General features: G+C 71.8%; 3 protein-coding genes (1 of these 3 running past the window's edge). All 3 read right to left on the reverse strand.

Going from position 1 to position 18,565, the window contains the following annotated elements; all coding sequences use genetic code 11:
• Window positions 1-17,647, reverse strand: part of the annotated coding region (locus ACWGJY_RS03085) for a lonely Cys domain-containing protein (protein WP_453259054.1) (this coding region is incomplete at its 3' end). Its footprint begins 48,518 nt before the window's first position; 17,647 of its 66,165 annotated nt are in view.
• Window positions 17,648-18,073, reverse strand: a complete 426-nt coding sequence (locus ACWGJY_RS03090; protein WP_453259055.1) for a hypothetical protein — start codon at window positions 18,071-18,073, stop codon at window positions 17,648-17,650.
• On the reverse strand, window positions 18,070-18,537 hold the full coding sequence (locus ACWGJY_RS03095; protein ID WP_453259056.1) for a YbaB/EbfC family nucleoid-associated protein: 468 nt from the start codon (window positions 18,535-18,537) through the stop codon (window positions 18,070-18,072). Before ACWGJY_RS03095 ends, ACWGJY_RS03090 begins: the two co-directional genes overlap by 4 nt.
• Window positions 18,538-18,565 lie beyond the last annotated feature (28 nt).

An 18,565-nucleotide genomic window follows, 5' to 3' on the forward strand; every position in this document is an offset into this window, starting at 1 on the left:
TGGTCGGCGGACCGACCGGCATACCCACCGGGAGGGGCATCCGCATGCCCGTTGGTATCGACCCCGGCAGCAGCCCCGGCACCCCCACCGGGGCAGGGCGCGGCAGGCCGATGGGCGCCGGGCCCACGGGCGGTGCCACGACCGGGCGCGCCGGGGCCGGCGGGTCGCCATGCGACGGATTGATCGCCGCCCACACGCCAACCAGGCTCGCCGGACTTCTCCAGTCCAGGTACAACGCGACTCTGTAGACCCCGTCGGCCCCACGGCGCAGTTCGACTTCGCACCACGGGACGAACTGCCTCCGGCCCGTATTGCGTCCGAGTTCACCCGGCAAGCTGCCCCTGAGGAGGCCAGGGTCAGGCGGCAAGGCAGGGTCGTACGGCATGGCATGGGAGATCACCCCGAGCATCGGAGTGTCGGGGCTCAGCCTCCGCAACACCGGGTCACGGTAGGCCAGATCACCGAACTGCTCCGGGTGCGCGAAGTCGCTGTCCGCGACATACACGAAGGGTGGCTCGCCCTCGCTCCAGGGAGCGGGTTCCGTGGTTTCGAGGACGGTGCCGTCGGGCTGCTTCCTGAACACCGTGACGACGGAGGTGTCGACTCTTCCGGCGCTGAACGGCCGATTGGTGAAGTTCCTGCCCCATATCTCCCCGCTGCCGTCCGTCAGCAGCGTGGTCAGTGACAGCGCTCCGGCCCGCTCGAAGCCGTGGGAAGCCAGTTCGTGCGGCCGCCTGATGCTGCGGCCGGCCGCCACCGCCCTGTGGACCGCGGTGACCGCATCGCCGTAACGCGACGGGTCCGGGTGGTCCAGGTGCAGCATGGCCTGGGCGAACGCGCCCTGGTCAGTGACCTCGTTGAGGACGAACAAGTTGCCCTTGACCTGCGCCCACAGCGCCCGTGACCACTCCCTCTCCTCGACCGGGTCGTTGGCTTCGAGCCCCAGGAGATCCCTGAGCCAGTTCTCTCGGGACGGCCGGGAGGTCATCTCCGCAAGTGTTTGGATGACGGGCTGCAATGGCAGCCAGTCGACCAGGTAACTCCCCGGCCGCTGATTCCACCTGGCCGCCGCTTCCTTCAGCAGCGCGCGGTAGCTCTCGACAGGGACCGGCTCCCCCTTCTGGGCAGGCGGCCCGTGCAGCCGGATGTGGTGGCCCATGGCGAGAAACTCGAACAGATCGAGGGTGAACTGGCGGGCACCGTCGTGGTCCAACGGACGGTTCAACGTGCTGTCGGCCTCCCGCATCCGCTCCAGCGCGCCGATACCGCTCAGCAACTCCGGGAACTCCGGGTCGATTTGCACGAAACTACCGAAGATCAGCTTCAGTGCCCGGAGCAGCTCCCGCGTCCGCTCCGGAGTCTCCGCCTGGCCGACAGGCAGATGAGCCTGGCGCCCGTACGCGTCGAGGTCCGTCCCCACCGGTAGGGGCCAGCAGGCGACCCAGCCGGCTCGGCGGTCGCGCTCGTCCGTGTGCATGATGAACACCGCTTCGTCGGAGTTCATCTGCGGGAACAGGTTCTTCATCCACGCGGTGGAAATCGTGTAGTTGGAGGCCAGCACCAGCCGCTGTTCCCTGTCCGCCACCCAGTCGGCGACGGACAGATCCCTGATCGGATCGACCCCGGCCGGCCACCCACCGGTAGAGGGCACGTTCGCCGCCCTGCGATGCCTCGGGCTCTTGGGCATCGCGCCGTAACAGGACACCAGCACGAGGGGGTACTCAGGGGGCAGCCCGGTCTGCCGTATCAGGTACGAGACCCTGCGGGCACTCTCCTCCGGTTCGAAGTATTTGGTCCCGTCCGGGGTGGGCCATATGCCCAGCCCGGGGATGGCGTGCACGCCCACCTTGACCGTGGGCATATCGGAGGGCCAGACCACCCGATACACATCTGCCGGTGAGATCGGGCGCCCTGGTTGACTGAGGACGTAATACCTGGCCGATCCGATACCCAGGGCGTCGTTGACGCGGGCCCAGCCCTTGTCGCTGTCACTGTTCAAGTCGACCGCAAGGAGCGTGTTGACGTGGTGGTCCTGGCCGACGATCGGCCAGGCGATCATCTCCCCCTTCAGGTAGGACAGATCGTCGCGTCCGGGACCGGGCCCGGCCGCGACGCGTGCCGTGGCCGGGTCCCGCTCTATCCAGCTCCCCGGGGGCCTCTTCCCCTCCTGGGAAGTCAGCCCGAGCACCGGCGCAGGCCCGTTCTCGTCTTGCATGACCTCCACCGTGGCGCCGGAGACCCAGACAGGCTGGTTGAACCGGATGGCCAGCCCGTCCGGGAGGAAGAGGTTCCGCTCGGTGACCCCGGACATCGCCAGCAGGAAGCAGGAACCATTCGCCGAGGGCAGCGGCCGCATCGGGTCGAGCGCCACCAGTTCGACGAACGCATCGAACGTCATGCGCCGCTCGAAGCGGTTGGGGCCCCGCACCGTGACCGTCGCCGAATCACCGTCCGCGGCGTAGAGTTCCAGCTTGGGTGACGTGCGATCGGCGCGCCTCCACGGACTGCGACCGGTCATCTTGAACGCCAGGTTGCCGTTCTTGTCGAACAGCGACTCTCCGGTCTTTTCCAGGTTGATGTCGCCCGGCACCTTCTCGGTCCAGTCCCAGCCCAGGTGGTTGCCCGCGGGGTCGGTCCGGCGCCACTTGTCGCCGAACACCCCCCGGCTCTTCACATAGGCCGCGAACAGCTGCGCCGTGCTCTGCACCCCCGAATGTTCCGACACCACCTTCAGCAAGTCGGCACGCATCTTCGACGCGAACCGCCCACCCGGCTTCATGATCATGTTCCGGGCCAGCTGATCCAGCTGGGTCGGACCGAACGGCCCGTCCGTCGGGCCCGCCTCCTGCGCCCACAGTCGGTCCAGCACGACCAGGGCGTCACGCGCACCGGGCGGGTAACTCTGGCCTGCGGACTGACGGCCGTACGCGTATTCGAGAAGATCGTCGTGACGCTGCGGCGCCGCCTGCTGCGCCGAGGGCGCCGCCGCAGACGTCCCGCCGGTCGCAGGGGGCGCGGACACCGGACCGGCGGAGCCGGGCGGCGAGGTGTAAGTCGCCCCGGCCCCCCACGCGGCAGGCGCCGGACGGAGGACCGCCCGGTCCGACACCTGCGGTGCGCCGTCGGCCTCCTCCCACGGCGCCGTCCGGCCGGATCCGGCCTCACCCACCGGGCGCGTGAAGATGTGCCGCGGCGGCGGCTCCAACAGCGCGCGGTTCTCCCCGGCGTACTCGCGGTTGGTGGGCGCGTCCACCAGCGCCTGCGCGGTGGAACCGGACTCCGCGAACGGCTCCAGCGCGCCCGGCTCCACCTGGCCCGAAGCGCCGACGATCACCGCTCGCCCGGCCAGCGGCGGCAGCTCCAACGGTGAGAGCCCCTGCCCCTGCCGCCGCAGCAGCTCCGCCGGCGGCTGCCCCTCCTGCGTCGCCGAGAGCCGGCCGCCCGGCTCACCCGTCAGGTTGATCCATGCCACCTTCTCGTCCGCCAGGAGGTACGCCGCCCACGCGTGGCCCGGCCGGCCCGCCCGCAGCTGTCCGGCGTCCTGCCGCCGCCCCAGCACGAGCGCCAGCGACCCCGCACCGGACCTGCGGAGTCCGCGCTCCACCTGCGCCCACGACTCCACCGAACCCCAGCCCGGCCCCGCCGCGAGCGCGTGCTCGGTCGTCGTCCGGCCCACCACCAGGTCGTCCAGCGCGAGCGCCGCCCGCGCCCCGCCCGCGAGCACCCCGGAGCCGGGGAACACCGCGGCGGCCAGGCCCCGCACCAGGGCCGCGCACTCGCCCAGCCGCGGCTCACCCACCGGCCCCCGGTCGGCGACCGCGTCCACCCGGGCGGTCAGCTCGGCGCGGGTGAGCACCCCGCCGGGCGCGGTCGCGGCGGCCGGCGAGTCGGCCACCGAGCCGTCGCGCGGCCCGCGGCGGGCGGACGAGGCGGAAGCCGCCGATCGGCCGCCGGGGGCGGCCTCTTCCTTGCCCGTGTGGTCGAACGCGTGCCAAGTGCCCTTTGGTGCTTGCGAGTGGCCGTCCTCCGGATACACGGCGATCGTGTAGACGCCCTTGTCCTCGTCGAAGTGGAGCGCGACCGGATGGTCGGAGCCCCACGTCCCACCGGTCGTGCCGAGGGCGGCCTGGGCCGCCAGACCCTCCGGCTGCCCGGCGCGGTCGACCACCAGGATCCGGACGTCGTCGGAGCCCGCGGAAGGGTCGTGGTGGAGCAAGTCGGCGAAGGGGCCGGGGGGCGCGAAGTCCTCGCCCGCGGCATACACGAACACGTCCCGCGACACCACGTCCTCGCCGCTCTTCGTCCACGGAGCGGTCTCCGTGGCGTACGGCTGGAAGGAGCCGTCCTTGCGTTCCATCAGCGTGACGACGCCGCGTTTGAAGGTTCCGCGCGGGGGATTCTCGCGGTCGGGTTGCCGGCCCCACATCCGACCGCCGCGGCTCCGGAGCAGCCGGTCGGCGGACAGCGCTCCCTCCAGCTCCAGGCCGTGCGAGGCCAGCGAGTCCAGGCGCCCGATATCACGGCCGGCGGCCACCGCCTTGACGACCGCCGTACGGGCCTGGCCGAACAGCTTCGGATCGTGCTGGTCGTGCTCGTCCAGGCGCAGAATCCTGGCGGTGAACGCGCTCTTTTCGGCGTCGCTGCGGATCCGGCTCGTGAGCTGCTCGGTCCAGATCCCCGCCCACAGCGCCCGGGACCAGTCCGCTGCCCCGACCTCCTCGGCGCCCGTCAGGCCCAGTGCGTCCCGGACCAGTCGCTCGGGATTCTCCACAGCGGCCAGCGTCCGCACCGCGTCGGTCACCTGCGGCAGCGGCAGCCAATTGGTGAGCGGAAGCGTCTCGGCCGCCGGCCCCACCTTGGCCGCGTCCATCAGCAGACGAAGGAAGCTCTCCCGAGTGACCGGCGGCAGCCCGAGCGCGAGGGTGGCCTGAGCGAGAGACGCCTGAACGCGAAGAGCGTGCTCCCACGCCAGCGTTCCGAACAGCTCGACGGTGAAATGACCGACGGCCGGGTGAGCCAGCGCCGGATCGGCCTGGCGCATCCGGTCCAGCGCGGCCACGCCCTGCAGCAGCTGTCGGCTCTCCTCGCCCACCGGGTCGCGCCGGTCCCGGAGCAGCCGCGCGTGCTCGTCCACGGCGCGCAGCACCCCGTCGCTGCCCCTGAGGGGAGGGATGGCATCTCGCAGCGCCATCACCAGACGCAGCGTCCGCTCGCGCACCGTCTCGTCCGCCTGCCCCGGCCCGGTGTGCAGACCGGCGATGCGCGCGATCTCGTCGAGCGCCACCCCCGTCGGCCTCGGCCTGGCCGTGTGCACCGCGTTCTCCGGGGTCACTCCCTGGCCCCGCGCATCCGGGTACGCCTGGAAGACGGCCTCCCCGGCGCCCGCGCCGGGGATGTCGTTCTCCAACCGGGAGACGCCGCTCACGTAGTAGCCGAGGGAGTACACGGTCGTGCCGGGGACGTCCGCCATGTGCTGGATCTCCGGCACGTCCACGAGCGGATCGGCCCCGCGCGGCTCCTGCCCGAGGAGAGCGGGCTCCGTCGTACCGCGGCGCGTCCTCGTACTGGGCATCGCACCGAAGCACTGGCTCTTGAAGACGGAGTAGTCCCCGGACGGCCCGGTCAGCGCCAGCAGGGCCTGGACCATCCGGCCGGACCTGCGCCCGGAGGTGCGCATCTGCCCGTGCGGGGTGTGCCAGATGGTGAAGCCGGGCCTACCGTGGTTGTCCGCGAAGAGGGGAGCCGGCTGCTGCAGCTGCACCCAGGGCAGCTGAAGCGCTTCCCACCGGCTCTCGTCAGGGTCCTCGATGACGTACGACTGGGCGGGGTAGCCGAAGGTGAACTCGGCGAAGAACGCGGTGGTCCACCAGCCCTTGTCCGCCTGTTCGGAGAAGTCGTCCGACGAGTAGCCCTGGAGGCGGTGGTCCGCGCCGATGACCGGCCAGAAGATCACCTTCCGGCTCCAGTGGGCGGCGTCGCCCAGCCCCAGCTCGGCCACGGTGCGCACGGTGTCCGGATCCCGCCGCAGCCAGCCGCCCCGGGGTCCCCGGTCCTCCCGGGCCGTGAGTGTCAGCACGGGCCGGATCTGGGCCGGGGCGGAGCCGGGCACATCCCAACCCGGCCTGCCGCTGGTGGACCACACCGTGCGGTCGAGCCCGGTGACGAGCCCGTCGGCCGCGTGGATGCCCTGCGCGCTGATCTGCGGCATCACCAGCAGAACGTGCGCGTCCTTCGGAACCCGGGCCAGGTCCGGGTCGAGGGCCACCGCTTTGATGAGCACCTCGAACGACCACTGCCGCATGCGCCCGGCATAGCCCGGCAGCGAGACCTCCTCCGCGTCGCCGTCAGCGGAGTACAGGTGCGGCGGCACGTCGCCGTTCATCCAGGGAGCGGGGGAGAGCACCTCCTCGCGTGTCCCGTCCGCCCGCTCGACGACATCCAGCGCTTGGCTCGGATCCATGTCGGCCGGCACGTCCGCCGTGCCCCAGCACCAGCCCCGGGGATGACCCTGGCCGTCGGGCGAAAGGCGGTGCCGGTCGGCGAACAGCCCGTCCCCATGGGTCCACAGGTGGTGGACCGACAGCTCCGTCCAGGACGTCGCCTCGGGCCGCTCCACCGCCAGCCGCACCAGTTCCTTGAGCCCGGCGTCCGACTCCTCGTACGCCTCGCCGTCCTCGAGGCGCATCACATGGCGGGCGATCACCTCCATGTCGGACCGGTCGAGCGGGCCGTTCTGCGGATTCGCAACCGCGTCGGAGCCAGGGTCCGAGCCGTAGTCCGAGTCGGAGTCCGGGTCGAAGTCCGAGTCCGGGTCCGGTTCGGAATCCGCGTTCGGGTCCGGGATCGGGTCCGTACGGTACAGCCGGGCCAGCCGGGCCAGCGCCTCCGCGCGCTCCTGCCAGGAAGCCTCCCCCTGCACGTCCCGCGGGCCGTAGAGGTGCTCCAGAAGCTCGCTGACCGGCTCGGGCGACCCCTGGCCCGCCGATCCGAACAGGGACCGGGGCGAACTCGCGGACACCGGGCCCGGCGTCCGCGGAGAACGGACCGGCTCCTGGATCCGGCCGCTGCGCCGGCCGCGGGGCGCCTTTGGCCCGGAGACCGCCCCCTGCCGGGAGCTGCCGGGCCGGTCCCCCACCTCCGACACCGGTCGCGTGAACACCGGCCTCGGCGGCCGGGCGGCGTTCGTCCGTACCGACGCCGTCGCCTCCGGCTCGGCGCCGCGCACCTGCGACGGTGATGCGGCACCCGGGCCGGTGGACGGCACGCCGCGCCCCGCCCTGGTGGCGGAGGACCGGCGGGATCGATGTGCATGAGGAGATGCCGAGTCGAGGAGCGAGCCGGCGGAGGATGATGCCGTGCCGGAGGCAGCCGCGAGCTCCTCCCGGACACCCTCGTAGGGCACATAGCCCCAGATGTCTTCCGGAACCGTGGAGCTGCCCGCCTCCGGAGACACAGCGACGGTGAGGGTGCCGTCCTCGCCCCGGTACAACGTCACCGGGTGTGTGCAGGCGTACCAGTCCTTGGACGTGTGGAGGGCGACCTGCGCCGGAAGACTGTCCACTTCGAGGTCGTCGCCCGGCGGCATGGCCCGGCCGACCACCAGGATGCCCGGGGTTCCCTTGTCCAGCCCCCGCAACACCGGGTCGCGGGAGGTGAGATCGGCGAACGCGCCGGTTGGTGCGTAGCCCTCGTCCGCGACGTACACGAACGGAACCGGGTTGTCCGGGTCGTCCTCGTCGTACCAGGGGGCGGTGACCTGCCGGTCCGGCACGATCGAACCATCGGGCAACCGCTTCATGAGCGTGATGACCGTGTGGTCGAAGTCCCCGTCCTCGAACTCCCCGGTGAAGTCCCTGGCCCACAGGTTGTCGTCGGAGTCGGAGCGCAGCGCGTCCGAGGACAGCACGTCCTCCAGCTCCAGGCCGTGCGAGGCCAGCGCGTCGAGGTCGCCCGGGTCGCGGCCGGCGGCGATCGCCCGGACCGCCGCGAGATGAGCCTTCGGGAACAGCCCGGAGTCCGGCTGGTCCAGGCGCAGGACCGCCGCCGCGAACTCCCCCTTGGCCGCCGCGTCGGCGTCCCAGCCGACGATCCGCGCGGCCTTGACCTCCGCCCACAGCAGACGCGACCACTCCCGCTCCCGCACCGGCGCATCGTCCGCCAGCCCCAACGCCTCCCGCGCCAGAGCCTGCGGGTCGCTCGCGCGCCCCACCATCTCCAGCGCCCCGGACACCTCCGGCAACGCGATCCACTCACTCAGGCCACGTTCCGGCTGCTCGGCCCATGCCCTGACCGCATCCTCCAGCAGACGGACGGAACTCCGCTGCCGGTCCGCCGACGACAGCGCCGCCGCATCGCCGGGCTGCCCGCTCAAAGCCCGGTGCTTCTCCCCCAGCAGCTCCAGCAGATCCATGGTGAACAGCGGGGCATTCGGCCGGTTCAGTTGGACGTCCCGCTGCCGCATCAGCTCCAGCGCACCGATGCCCCGCAGCAGCACCCGGCACATCTTCCCCCTCGGGTCGTCGGGGTCCCGCAGCTGCAGCGCATGCTCGTCCACGGAACGGAAGTTTCCGTTCCGGTCCTTGAAAGGCTGGAAGACCCGGCGCAGCGCCATCACCAGAAGCAGGGTCCGCGCCCGGACCTCGTCGGACGCCGGTCCGGAGCCCTGGTGCAGACCCGCGCCGCGCGCGAGCACGTCGAGCCACTCGGCCTTCGGCCTCGGCCGGTCGACGGCCCACGCGTCCTCCGGGGTGATCTCCTTGAACCGCTGGTCGGGGTGCACCTCGAACACGCCCTCGTCCGCGCCGATCCCCGGCATGGACACCCGCGTGACGCCGACGGTGGCGAGGTAGCGGAAGGGGAACACCGTTTTGCCGAGGTCGTCCGCCCGGTACTGGCTCTCCGACAGGTCCACCAGCGGATCGGCCCCGCGCGGATCGGTGTCGTGGACCGAGCCGTCTTCCTCCCAGGAGCTTCCCCCCTCCCTGGGCGTGGCGCCGTAGCACTGGTCCATCACGAAGGGGTGGTCATCGGACAGCCCGGTCAGCGCCACCAGGGCAGCGGTCCTCCGGGCACCCTCCCGCCCGGAGGTGGTCTCCCTCCCGTGCGGGGTGTACCAGGCGGTGGCGCCCACTTCACCGTGGTTGACCCCGAAGACGGGAGACGGCAGGTTCTGCGCGACCCACGGCACCGGGCGCGCTGCCAGCCGCTCGGCATCGGGGTAGCGGATGACGTACTTCTCGACCGGCGTACCGGCGGTGAACCGGGCGTAGAACGAGGTGACCTTCCAGCCCCCGTCGCCCTCCTCGGCGAAGTCCATCGAGATGTAGCCGGTGAGGCGGTGATCGGAGCCGATGATGGGCCAGTAGGACAGGCGCCGGCTCCAGTAGGCCGCGTCGCCCAGGCCCCGGGCGGCGGCGGCGCGTACGGTCTCCGGGTCCCGCCGCAGCCAGCCGCCCAGGGGGTCTCGCTGCTCTCGCGCGGTGATCGCGAGCACGGAGCGGTTCGGGTCCCCGGCCGGCCGCGTCCACCCCAACCTGCCGCTGGTGGACAACACGTTCATGCCGTACTTGGCCACGAGCCCGTCGACGAGGTGGATCCCCCGGGAGCTGACCGCGGACATCGCCAGCAGGAGGTCCGTACCCTCCGGGACCCGGGCGGCGTCCGGGTCGAACGCGGGCAGCTCGATGAACACCTCGAACGGCACACGCCGCATCCGGCCGCCGAAGCCCGGCAACGCGACCCAGGACGCGCTGCTGGACGCGGAGTAGAGATACGCGTCCTCCCACGGAGTGGCGACCAGCTTCTCGTCGCGCGTCCCGTCCTCCCGCTCGATGACCTCCGCCGCGACGCTGAGATCGGCGTCGGCAGGCACACCCTCCGGGTTCCAGTTCCAACCTCCAGGACGGCCCTGCGCACCGGCCGGAAGACGGTACCGGTCGGCGAACAGACCCTCCCCGAAAGACGACAAGTGGTAGGCCGACAGCTCCGCAAGGCTCTGCGCCTGCGGACGCTGCACCGCCACCCGCAGCAGCTCGGTGATCGACTCGTTCGTCAGCTGCTCCTCCGGATCGAGGTGCAGCACGCCGCGGGTCAGCTTCGCCAGATCGAACCGGCCCCGTGCCAGGTCGGGGTGCGCCCTGCGCAACCCGTCCAACCGCTCCAGCAGCCCGTCCAACGCCCCGTCCTGAGCCGCCGCGACCGGGTCCAACGACGCGAACAGCTGCTCCATGGCGCGCAGCTGAGGCTCCGGAACAAGCTGCCCCTGCTCGTCCTCGGAACTGTCCAGGGACATGTCCGAGCTACCGGACTCCGACGTGACGGGGGAGGTCGGCACCGGGCCGGGCCGCGAAGCGTGGGGCCGCGAGGAGAAGATCATCTCCTCGGGCCGGGCGCCCCGCCGGCCGGGGCGTGCCGGTGCCCCGGAGGCCGCCCCCGACGTGCGGGAGCTGCCGGACCGGTCCCCCACCTCCGACACCGGTCGCGTGAACACCGGCCTCGGCGGCCGGGCGGCGGGGGCCGCCTCGACCATCCGCGACGGGTGATAGACGGGGATCAGTGCGTAGCGGGCCAGGTTCAGGTCCGCCCCGTTCGCACTGGCCACCACGTTCATCATCGGCGCCAGCTCCTGCGCGAGCGGTCCGTCCGGCTGTACCAACCCGTCGGGGAAGGACGTCATCAACCGGCGCAGTGCGCCCATCGTCAGCAGCGACCGGTCGCCCCGTGTGGCCCGGTACCGGTCCAGCAGCCAGAATCCGCGCAGCACCGCGTGGAACGCTCTCCGGTCCGCCTCCAGCAGCGGGCCGTAGACCAGCCGGATCGCCCGCACCCACCGCAGCACCTGTGCAGGCGTGGCCTGTCCTGCCGTCAACTCGCGGGAGAGGGCCAGGAGTTCCGGCGTGGCCGGGAACGGACGGAAGCCCACCCACGAGTCGCCCTCCGCCGGCTCGATCTGCGCGGACGGGTTCCGGTCCCGGGCGTAGGCCACGATCTTCGGCTCGCGCCCGCTCGCGGTCACCCACAGCAGCCGGTTCCACTCCGTGGCCAGCAGCTCACCGGCCTGCGGATGCTCCAGCGGATCCGCCTCCGCCGGACCCGCCAGGTCGGCGCCCAGCACCACCACGGCCGTCTCCGACGCCTGCGCTCTCAGATCCGGGGCGATATCGGGGAGCACGTCGGCCAGCTCCGGGTAGCGGAACTCCTTGGTGACACCCGACTTCAACGTCAGCCGCGCCCGATCCGCGTCCCCGTCGATACCCACCAGGAACGCGTGGGAGAACGGTACCGGATGGGTATCCGTCACCCGCGGCACACCCTTCGCGCCGCCCTCGTTCTCCGGCGTCCTGGGGAAGACCCGGGGCAGTAGCCCGTAGGACTCCTGCCGCCCGTCCCAGGCCGTCGCCGGACGGGAGTCCACCCCCACCGGTTCGCCCTTCGGGGCCCGGTGCAGGGCGAGGGCGATCTCGCCGACCGGCACCAGCTCCCCGTCCGCCGCCTCGATCACCGCGTCCCACTGCACCGCTTCCGGCAGCTCCGCCGGATCCGCCAGCTTCGCCAGGACGTCCGACGCGTCGTCGACGATCGGCACGATCCGCTGGAGGTCCCGCCGGGAGAGCGCCGGGAAGTGGGACTCCGCCTCCTGCACCGCATCCCGCAGCAGCCCGTGCACCTCGTCGGGCAGCGGAGTGCCCAGCACCCAGGAACCGACCGCCGAGGCGATGTCCATGGTGGTCAGGTTCTCCAGCAGCGGAGGCGCACCACCGGGCAGCGGCAGTCCCTGGGCCGCCAGCGCCAGGAAGGGGCGGAGGTCCCGCACCACGGGGCTGTCCAGGATCCGCAGCACAGACGCACGCAGCGCGGACTCGGGCATGGGGAAACGGTGGGCCTTCGCCCGCGCGTAGTCCCTCCGCAGGACCTCCGCCAGCTCCGTCGCCAACTGGCGCAGCTCCCCCGGCTGCATCAGGCGGTGGAAGCCGTAGTGCCGCAGTTCCACCAGGATGAGGGCGATCTGCAGCCGGCCGGAGGCCGTGTCGAGTGCGTCGAAGTCCCGCATGCCGGTACTGGCGTACCTGTCCAGCCGCTGTCCGTCGGAAGTGCGTCCGGTCAGCCCGGCGTTCATCTTCTCGCGGGGGCTCACGTTGTCGCTGCGGATATCGAAGATGTTGACGGGGACTTTCCCGAAGTCCGGCACGCTCTCCCGCAGACCCTCCCGAAGCCCCTCCATCAGCAGCTTCAGCTCGTCAGCGGCGTTCTCATTGATCTGGTCGACGTGAGCGTGGAGGAACTTCCGGGTGCGCGGCCTGAGGGCCCTGAGGAGGTGTTCGAAGGAGTGCCGGGACGCCACGGCAAGAAGGTTCTTGATGAGAATGAGGTCGTTGTCGCTCTCCTTCATCCGACGCGAGATCGGCTCGGCAGCGGCCTCGTTGAACAGCAGCCAGGCGTATCCCCACACCTCGTCGACATCCGGGACAGCGGCGAGGAAGGGTGCGAGTTCTTCGGCCAACGACGCATCGGCACCGGTGAGTTCGTTCACGTACTCACTGGCGACACGGTGGCCGACCTTGTTGCCGCTGAGGAGGACCGGCCTCATGGTCGGCTGCGTCAGCCGGCGCAGGGCCAGGTTCTGGATGTTCCGTAGGCCGAGGGCGCTCACGCCCGCCGTGAGCTGATCGCTGCGGCCGGGGCCGTCGTCCGGGAGAGCCGGATCGACCGCGGTGACCCTCTTACCGAGACCGGTCAGCTCCCACCCTTCGGTCTCCCGCAGGAGATCGCCCAGCGGCAGCGACTCCCCCAGGACGTCGACGCGGCTCAGCGCCACCTGGGCCCGCTCCAGGGCGGAGAGCCCCTCTTCGAGGGATTGCCGCTCCTCCTCGGGCACCACCTGCACCGGGTCGCCGACGAGCTCGACGACGTACCGCTGCTCGTTCCGTGGCCCGGGTTCCCCGGGTGCGACCCGCGGGGGCTTGGCCTGGAACTTTCCGGTGGCGGGATTCCAGTAGACCTTTCTCCGCTCGACAACGGCCTTCAGACCGCGCCCGTAGGCCAAGGGGGAACCGCTGAGATCCGGGGGGTCACCCTCCTTGTGCTGGATGTGGATGACCCGGATGTCCTCGTCCTCGGCCCCCCACCCGGCGTACTCGCGGTTGGTGGGCGCGTCCACCAGGGCCTGCCAGGGGTCGGAGGACGGCCCGCCCTCGAACAGCGGCAGCCTGTCCTCCCGCACCTGCCCCGACAGGCCGACGATCACCGCCCGTGCGTCCAGCGGAACGATGTCCAGCGGCTCGTCCGACAGCGGGGCGCTGCCCTCCCGCGGCGTCAGGTCCGCCCACACCACACTGCCGTCCGCGAGCGCGTACGCCGCCCACGCATGACCCCGCCGGCCGCCCTGCGCCCCCGCCAGTACGAACGCCATCGACCCCCGCCCGGACGCCCGCACCGCCTCGGCCACCACATCCCACGACCGCACCGGCCGCCACCCCGGCCCCGCCGCCAGCGCATGCTCGGTCGCGCTCCGGCCCACCGCCAGGTCATCCAAAGCGACAGCGGCCCGCACCCCACCCTCGAACACCCCGTTGCCCAGATCCCCCACCAGCGCAACACACTCGCCCAGCGTCGGCGCACCCACCGGCCCCCGCCGGATCACCTCGTTCACCAGCGTCTCGAACCGGTCCCGCGACAGCGCCCGGCGGGATGCGAGGTCCGGGACCGGCGCCAGGTGCGGGTCCAGCACCCGCGTCCGCGTGCTCTCCGGCGTCGGGGTGCTGGCGGCCGACTCGGCGTCGCTGCCCTCGTAGTGCTCCTCCCCCGCCGGAACCCAGCGGGTGGTGGTGACGCCGTTCTCGGTGACCGTCCGCTGCTCGTAGGACGTGCTGTGGAACAGCTCGATGGTGCGGGTGGCGTCCGCCGGGCCGACGGGCTGGTGCGTCCGGAAGTCGAGCGGCCCGACCTCGCCGTACCGGCCGGCCCGGAAGACGTCGACGCGGACGTCGAGGACGTGCGCCAGCAGTGGCAGGAACGCCTCGCCCTCGGGGGAGTTCCAGTGGTCCGCCCAGTCCAGGACCGCGGCGGTGAGGGCGGTCAGCTCCTCGTCGCTGAGCGGCTCGTGGCGGAGCAGCAGGTCGGCCAGTTCGCCGCGCAGCCCCTCGTCGGTCGCGAAGCGGCCCTCCGCCGGCAGCTGGACGTCGAGTTCGCCCAGCCTGGTGACCAGTTCCGCCAGGTCCATCGCGGCGACGCGGGCCGCGAACGAGTCGTCCCCGAGGTTGCTGAGGCGGTACTGCCACAGTGCCTCGGTGGCGCCCCGGCCGCGGCGGGTCAGCAGCTCGTCCGCGACCAGCCCGCGGGCGGCGGCGAGCACGGCGGCGTGCGGGGTGTCCGCCAGCGCGTCGGCGGGTCCGGCCAGCTCGCGCCGGACCCGGGCCGGGTCGGACAGCCACGCGTGGGCGTCCGGGTCGCGCTCGGCCAGGCCCGGAAGGCGGTCGCGCAGCAGCGTCGGGTCGCTCGCCAGGACGGCGGACAGCAGACCGTTGCCGTCCTGCGGCACCGACTGCCGGGCGCCCCGGGGGCGGGGCGGGCGAGTGTCCGCCTCGCCGGTGGCCTCCTCGTTGACGCTCTCCTCGTTGCCGCTCTCCTCGTCGTCCTCGCGCCGGCCCGCCGCGGCGGGGGCGGGGAGTGCGGCAGTGGTGACGTCGCGGTCGGGTGAGGCGGGGGCGGCGTCGTCCGCCAGGTCGCTGGACGTGGTGGCGGTGGCGGTCGGCGGAAGCGGGGTTGCGGGGGCCGGGGAACCGGAGCCGGTGGACGTGGTGGCCGCGCGCACGAGGGGCGGCAGGCCCAGCTCGCTGCGGGCCTCGTCGGCGCGCGCGACGCCGGACTCCGCATCCGGTCCGTGGGTCAGCAGGTGGCCGGCGACCTTCCGTACGGCGCCGCGGAAGTCGACGCCCGCGAACCGGGAGTCGGCCGACGCCGGGTGCGGATCGGGCGGCAGCACCAGCGAGAAGGCCGTGTCCCAGGCGCGGGCGACGTCCTGGGGCGCGGTGCTCCCGGGGGCCGTGCCGGCGAAGTCCTGGTACGCCGACTCCCAGATCCGGCGCGACGCCTGGGCCGCGACGGTGTCGAGCCGGTCCGACCAGGGGCCGGGCCGCACCATGAGCAGCCGCGCCTGGTCCAGCGGCGTGAGCCCGCTGTCGCGCACGGGCAGCTTGCCCTCGTTCAGCTCGGCGGCGGTGCGCTGAGCGAGGTCCGGGGTGAAGCCCGCCGCCTTCAGCTCGGCGACGCCCACCATCTCGTCCGGAGCGAGCGGCGCGGGGCCGTCGGTCAGGTCGGCCGCCACCAACTGCTCGGCTATCCAACGGCGTTGGGTGTCGTCACGCTGGACGCGGGGCACCTGGTCGGCGGCGGTCCCCGGGCCGGCTGTGGTGCCTGGCACGGTGCCGGCGCCCGGCATGCCGGCGGTCTGGGTGGGCACGGACGCCGGGGGCGTGGGGGCACCCGGTTCGTCGCGCTGCCCAGGGTCGGCGGCCGGGGCGCGATGCGCTCCCGCCTCGTGGTCCGGGTCCGCCTGCGGATCCCCGGCCGTCACCGCGTCCGGGCGGGAGTCGGCGTCCGGCTGCGACGTCTCGGAGCCCGTCGTCCCGGACACATCCCGGGCGCCGGGGCCACGGGTCCCCTGGCCGCCGGGCTGCCCGCTCCCCTGGTGCTGTCCCGACGACTGCTGGCCCGACGGCTGCTGACCACCGGGCGTACCCGGCGTCTGCGGGGTGGAGGAGGCAGGGGGCGGGCTGCTCATCTCCGGGTGGAGCGCCGGGTCCGGGCCGGAGGTGGTGGACTGGTCTGCCGGGCCCACGGCGGACCCCGGCAGCCCGCCACCCGGCAGCGGCGAGGCGCCGACCGGGCCCGGCCCGGCCCCGAGGCCCGGCCCCAGGAGGCCGTTGCCGGTGTTCAGGCCCGTGGCGCCGGGGTGGGCGCCGGGGGTGGACAGCGGACCGCCGTCGGTGCCCTCGCCGTCCGGCAGCGGGTTGCGGGCGCCGTCCGAATCGAGCCCGTCGCCGTAGCCCGGGGTGCCGTCGAAGCCCTTGGTGAGGGGCGAGTTGAGGTTCGACCCCTGCGGCAGGCTGTTCGCAGGCAGGTCGAGGCCGGTGGTGGTGTTCGTGCCGGGCGGCATCGCCGGCGGGATCTCCGAGGTGGTGGAGCCGAAGTCGGAGCCGGCGTCCGACCCGCCGTCGAAGATGCTCTCGTAGTCGGTCGAGTCGGAGTCGTACTCGGAGTCGGTGGAGATGCTCGACGGCGTACGGACCGGCGGGATGGCGGGCGGCGTTCCCAGCGGGGTGGTGCGCGGAGTGCCGGTAGGGGTGCCTGGCAGGGGGGCGTTGTGGGTGGGGGCGGTCTTCGGAGTCGAGGACAGCGGCAGCGGGCCGGACGGCGCGGGCAGTGCGGGGGGAGGCGTGACCGGGGGGGTACCGGAACCCGTCAGGGAGTCGGTACCTCCGTTCACGCCTCCTCCGGCACCGCCCGAGTCGTGGGAGTTCGTGGTGTTCGGGGAGAAAGTGCGGTTGTGGAAGCCGGTGAAGAGGTTCCCGTTCGGGAACACCTTCTTGTGCAACCAGTTGCCGGGGCCCGTGAGCCCGGAGTGCAGGCCGCCGTGGATGTTGTCGCTGGCCCCGGCGCCCACGAGGGTCGACCAATTGAACTGCCACTGGCCGTACAGCGCTCCGCTGACGAGGATCTCGGACAGGGTCTCGCCGAGCCCGTGGGTCGCGAAGGTCTCCGGGATGCGGTAAGCGGCGTTCGCGATGCGGTCGTGCTTCTTGAAGTGGTTCGCGAGATCCGGGTTGTTGAAGAAGTTCTTGTTGTTGAACAGGTCCTTGTCGAGACCCGCGAACTTCTTCTTGTCGAACTTGTTGAACAAATCCTTGTCGAAGTGGTTCTTGAAAATATCCGAGAGCTTGTTCTTGAAGAGGCCGCCCAGGGACGAGAACCCATGGATGAACCCGCCGGCCGCCAGGCCGAACAGCCCGCTCTCTGCGACGTTCTGCCAGTCGATCCCGGACGGCCGCTTCTCGGGCGGATTGATCGTCAGCTGGGCCAGGTTGACCGCGAGGGACTGAACCATCTCCTCGAACATCTCGAAGACGCTCGGCCCGAGCGGCAGATAACTCAGTAGCCGGTGCATCGCCATCAGGATGTTGAACGCCGCCCGCGCCTTGGCCATCGCCGCCTCTCCCATGGAGAGACCGCCGGTGAAGAAGGCCATCGCGGCGTCTATCGCCAACTCGATGATCATGGTGGCCAGCTCGGCCCAGATCTCCCACTGCGCCGACTGCAGCTTCTGGGAGAGCATGACCTGCTGGCCGCTCATCTTCCGCAGCTGGCCCCTGAACTGGTCGAAGACGTTCGCGCCGGCGCTGGCACCGGTCAGCATCCCCATGGCCTGCTTGAACGAGTCGGCCACCTCCGACGGGAACGCCTCGGAGGTCAGGCGGACGGTGTCCTGGATCTTCGTCTCGAATTCGGTGACCCTCCCCGAGAGGTCATCGAACAGAGCTTGGCTGTCGAAGCCGAGATCCGCCACGCCGCTGGGCGGGAACTCACCGGTCAGCGCAAACATCCACCCCCGCTCTTCGGCGCTATAGATCTGGCCCTGGTACTTCTCCAGCATCTAGTGCTTCCCGCCACCGGTGTGGTCGTCACCGCTGCCGTCACCACTGCCGTCACCGTTGTCCGGGTTACTGTGCGCCTTCGCTTTGCTCTGCGCGTCGCTGATGAGGTCGTTGGCGACCCCCTTGGCTCCCTTAATACTGTTGACGGTCTCCAGTACGGCGGCGGCCGCTGCCGGGAAAACCTGTTCGAATGAGGCCAAGAGTCCGATGGGCAGCTTCTTCGCCTTTTCCCAGTCCGGTTGCGTCTGCTGAAAGAACTGGTCGGTATCCTCACTGCCCTTCTGGCCGTTCCACCCGTCGTAGTCTGCGGCGTGCGCGACGAATTCCTCGTGCATTTTCTGCGGAAATTCCCCCAGGTCGTGGAGGGCTTCCGCAGCCTTGCGCATCGCGGGGAGATCGGGGTGGAACGTACCGTCGCCGCTCACGCCCGGCCTCCCGGAGTCGCGTCCGTGTCGTCCTCGACGATCTCGTCACGCAGCCGGGACTTGGACCGCCCGGCGCCGGTGCGCTGACCGCCGGAGAGGGCCGAGCCGAAGATCCGCTCCCAGTCGATGTCGACACCGCGGCCCTCCGGCACATGCGGGTTGGGCGCGGTCAGCGGCGCGAAGGTCTCCATGACCCGCTCGGCGATCCGCCGCCGGCCCTCGCCGAACGCCTCCATCACCGAGGCCGCCAGCTGCGGACCGGCCATGCCGGCGAACTTGTTGTCGGGGAACGTGAGCCCGGTCAGTTCTCCCTGCGGCCCGACGGTGACCTCCACCGCGCGGTCGCGCGAGCGCACCGTCTCCGAGGTGTTCCGCAGATCCTGCTCGGCGCGGGCGATGGCCGCCCGGGTCTCTTCCAGATGGGCCCGTGCCTGGGCCATCCGCTCCTGCATCGATTCCGTCATCGCGGCCTCCTCGCTTCCTGCTCGTCGC

This window comes from Streptomyces sp. NPDC054765, assembly GCF_053612065.1.

Bases quoted from the DNA above. Each gene is read 5' to 3' on its own strand.
- ACWGJY_RS03095 (WP_453259056.1), bottom strand. From the start codon at position 18,537: ATGACGGAATCGATGCAGGAGCGGATGGCCCAGGCACGGGCCCATCTG.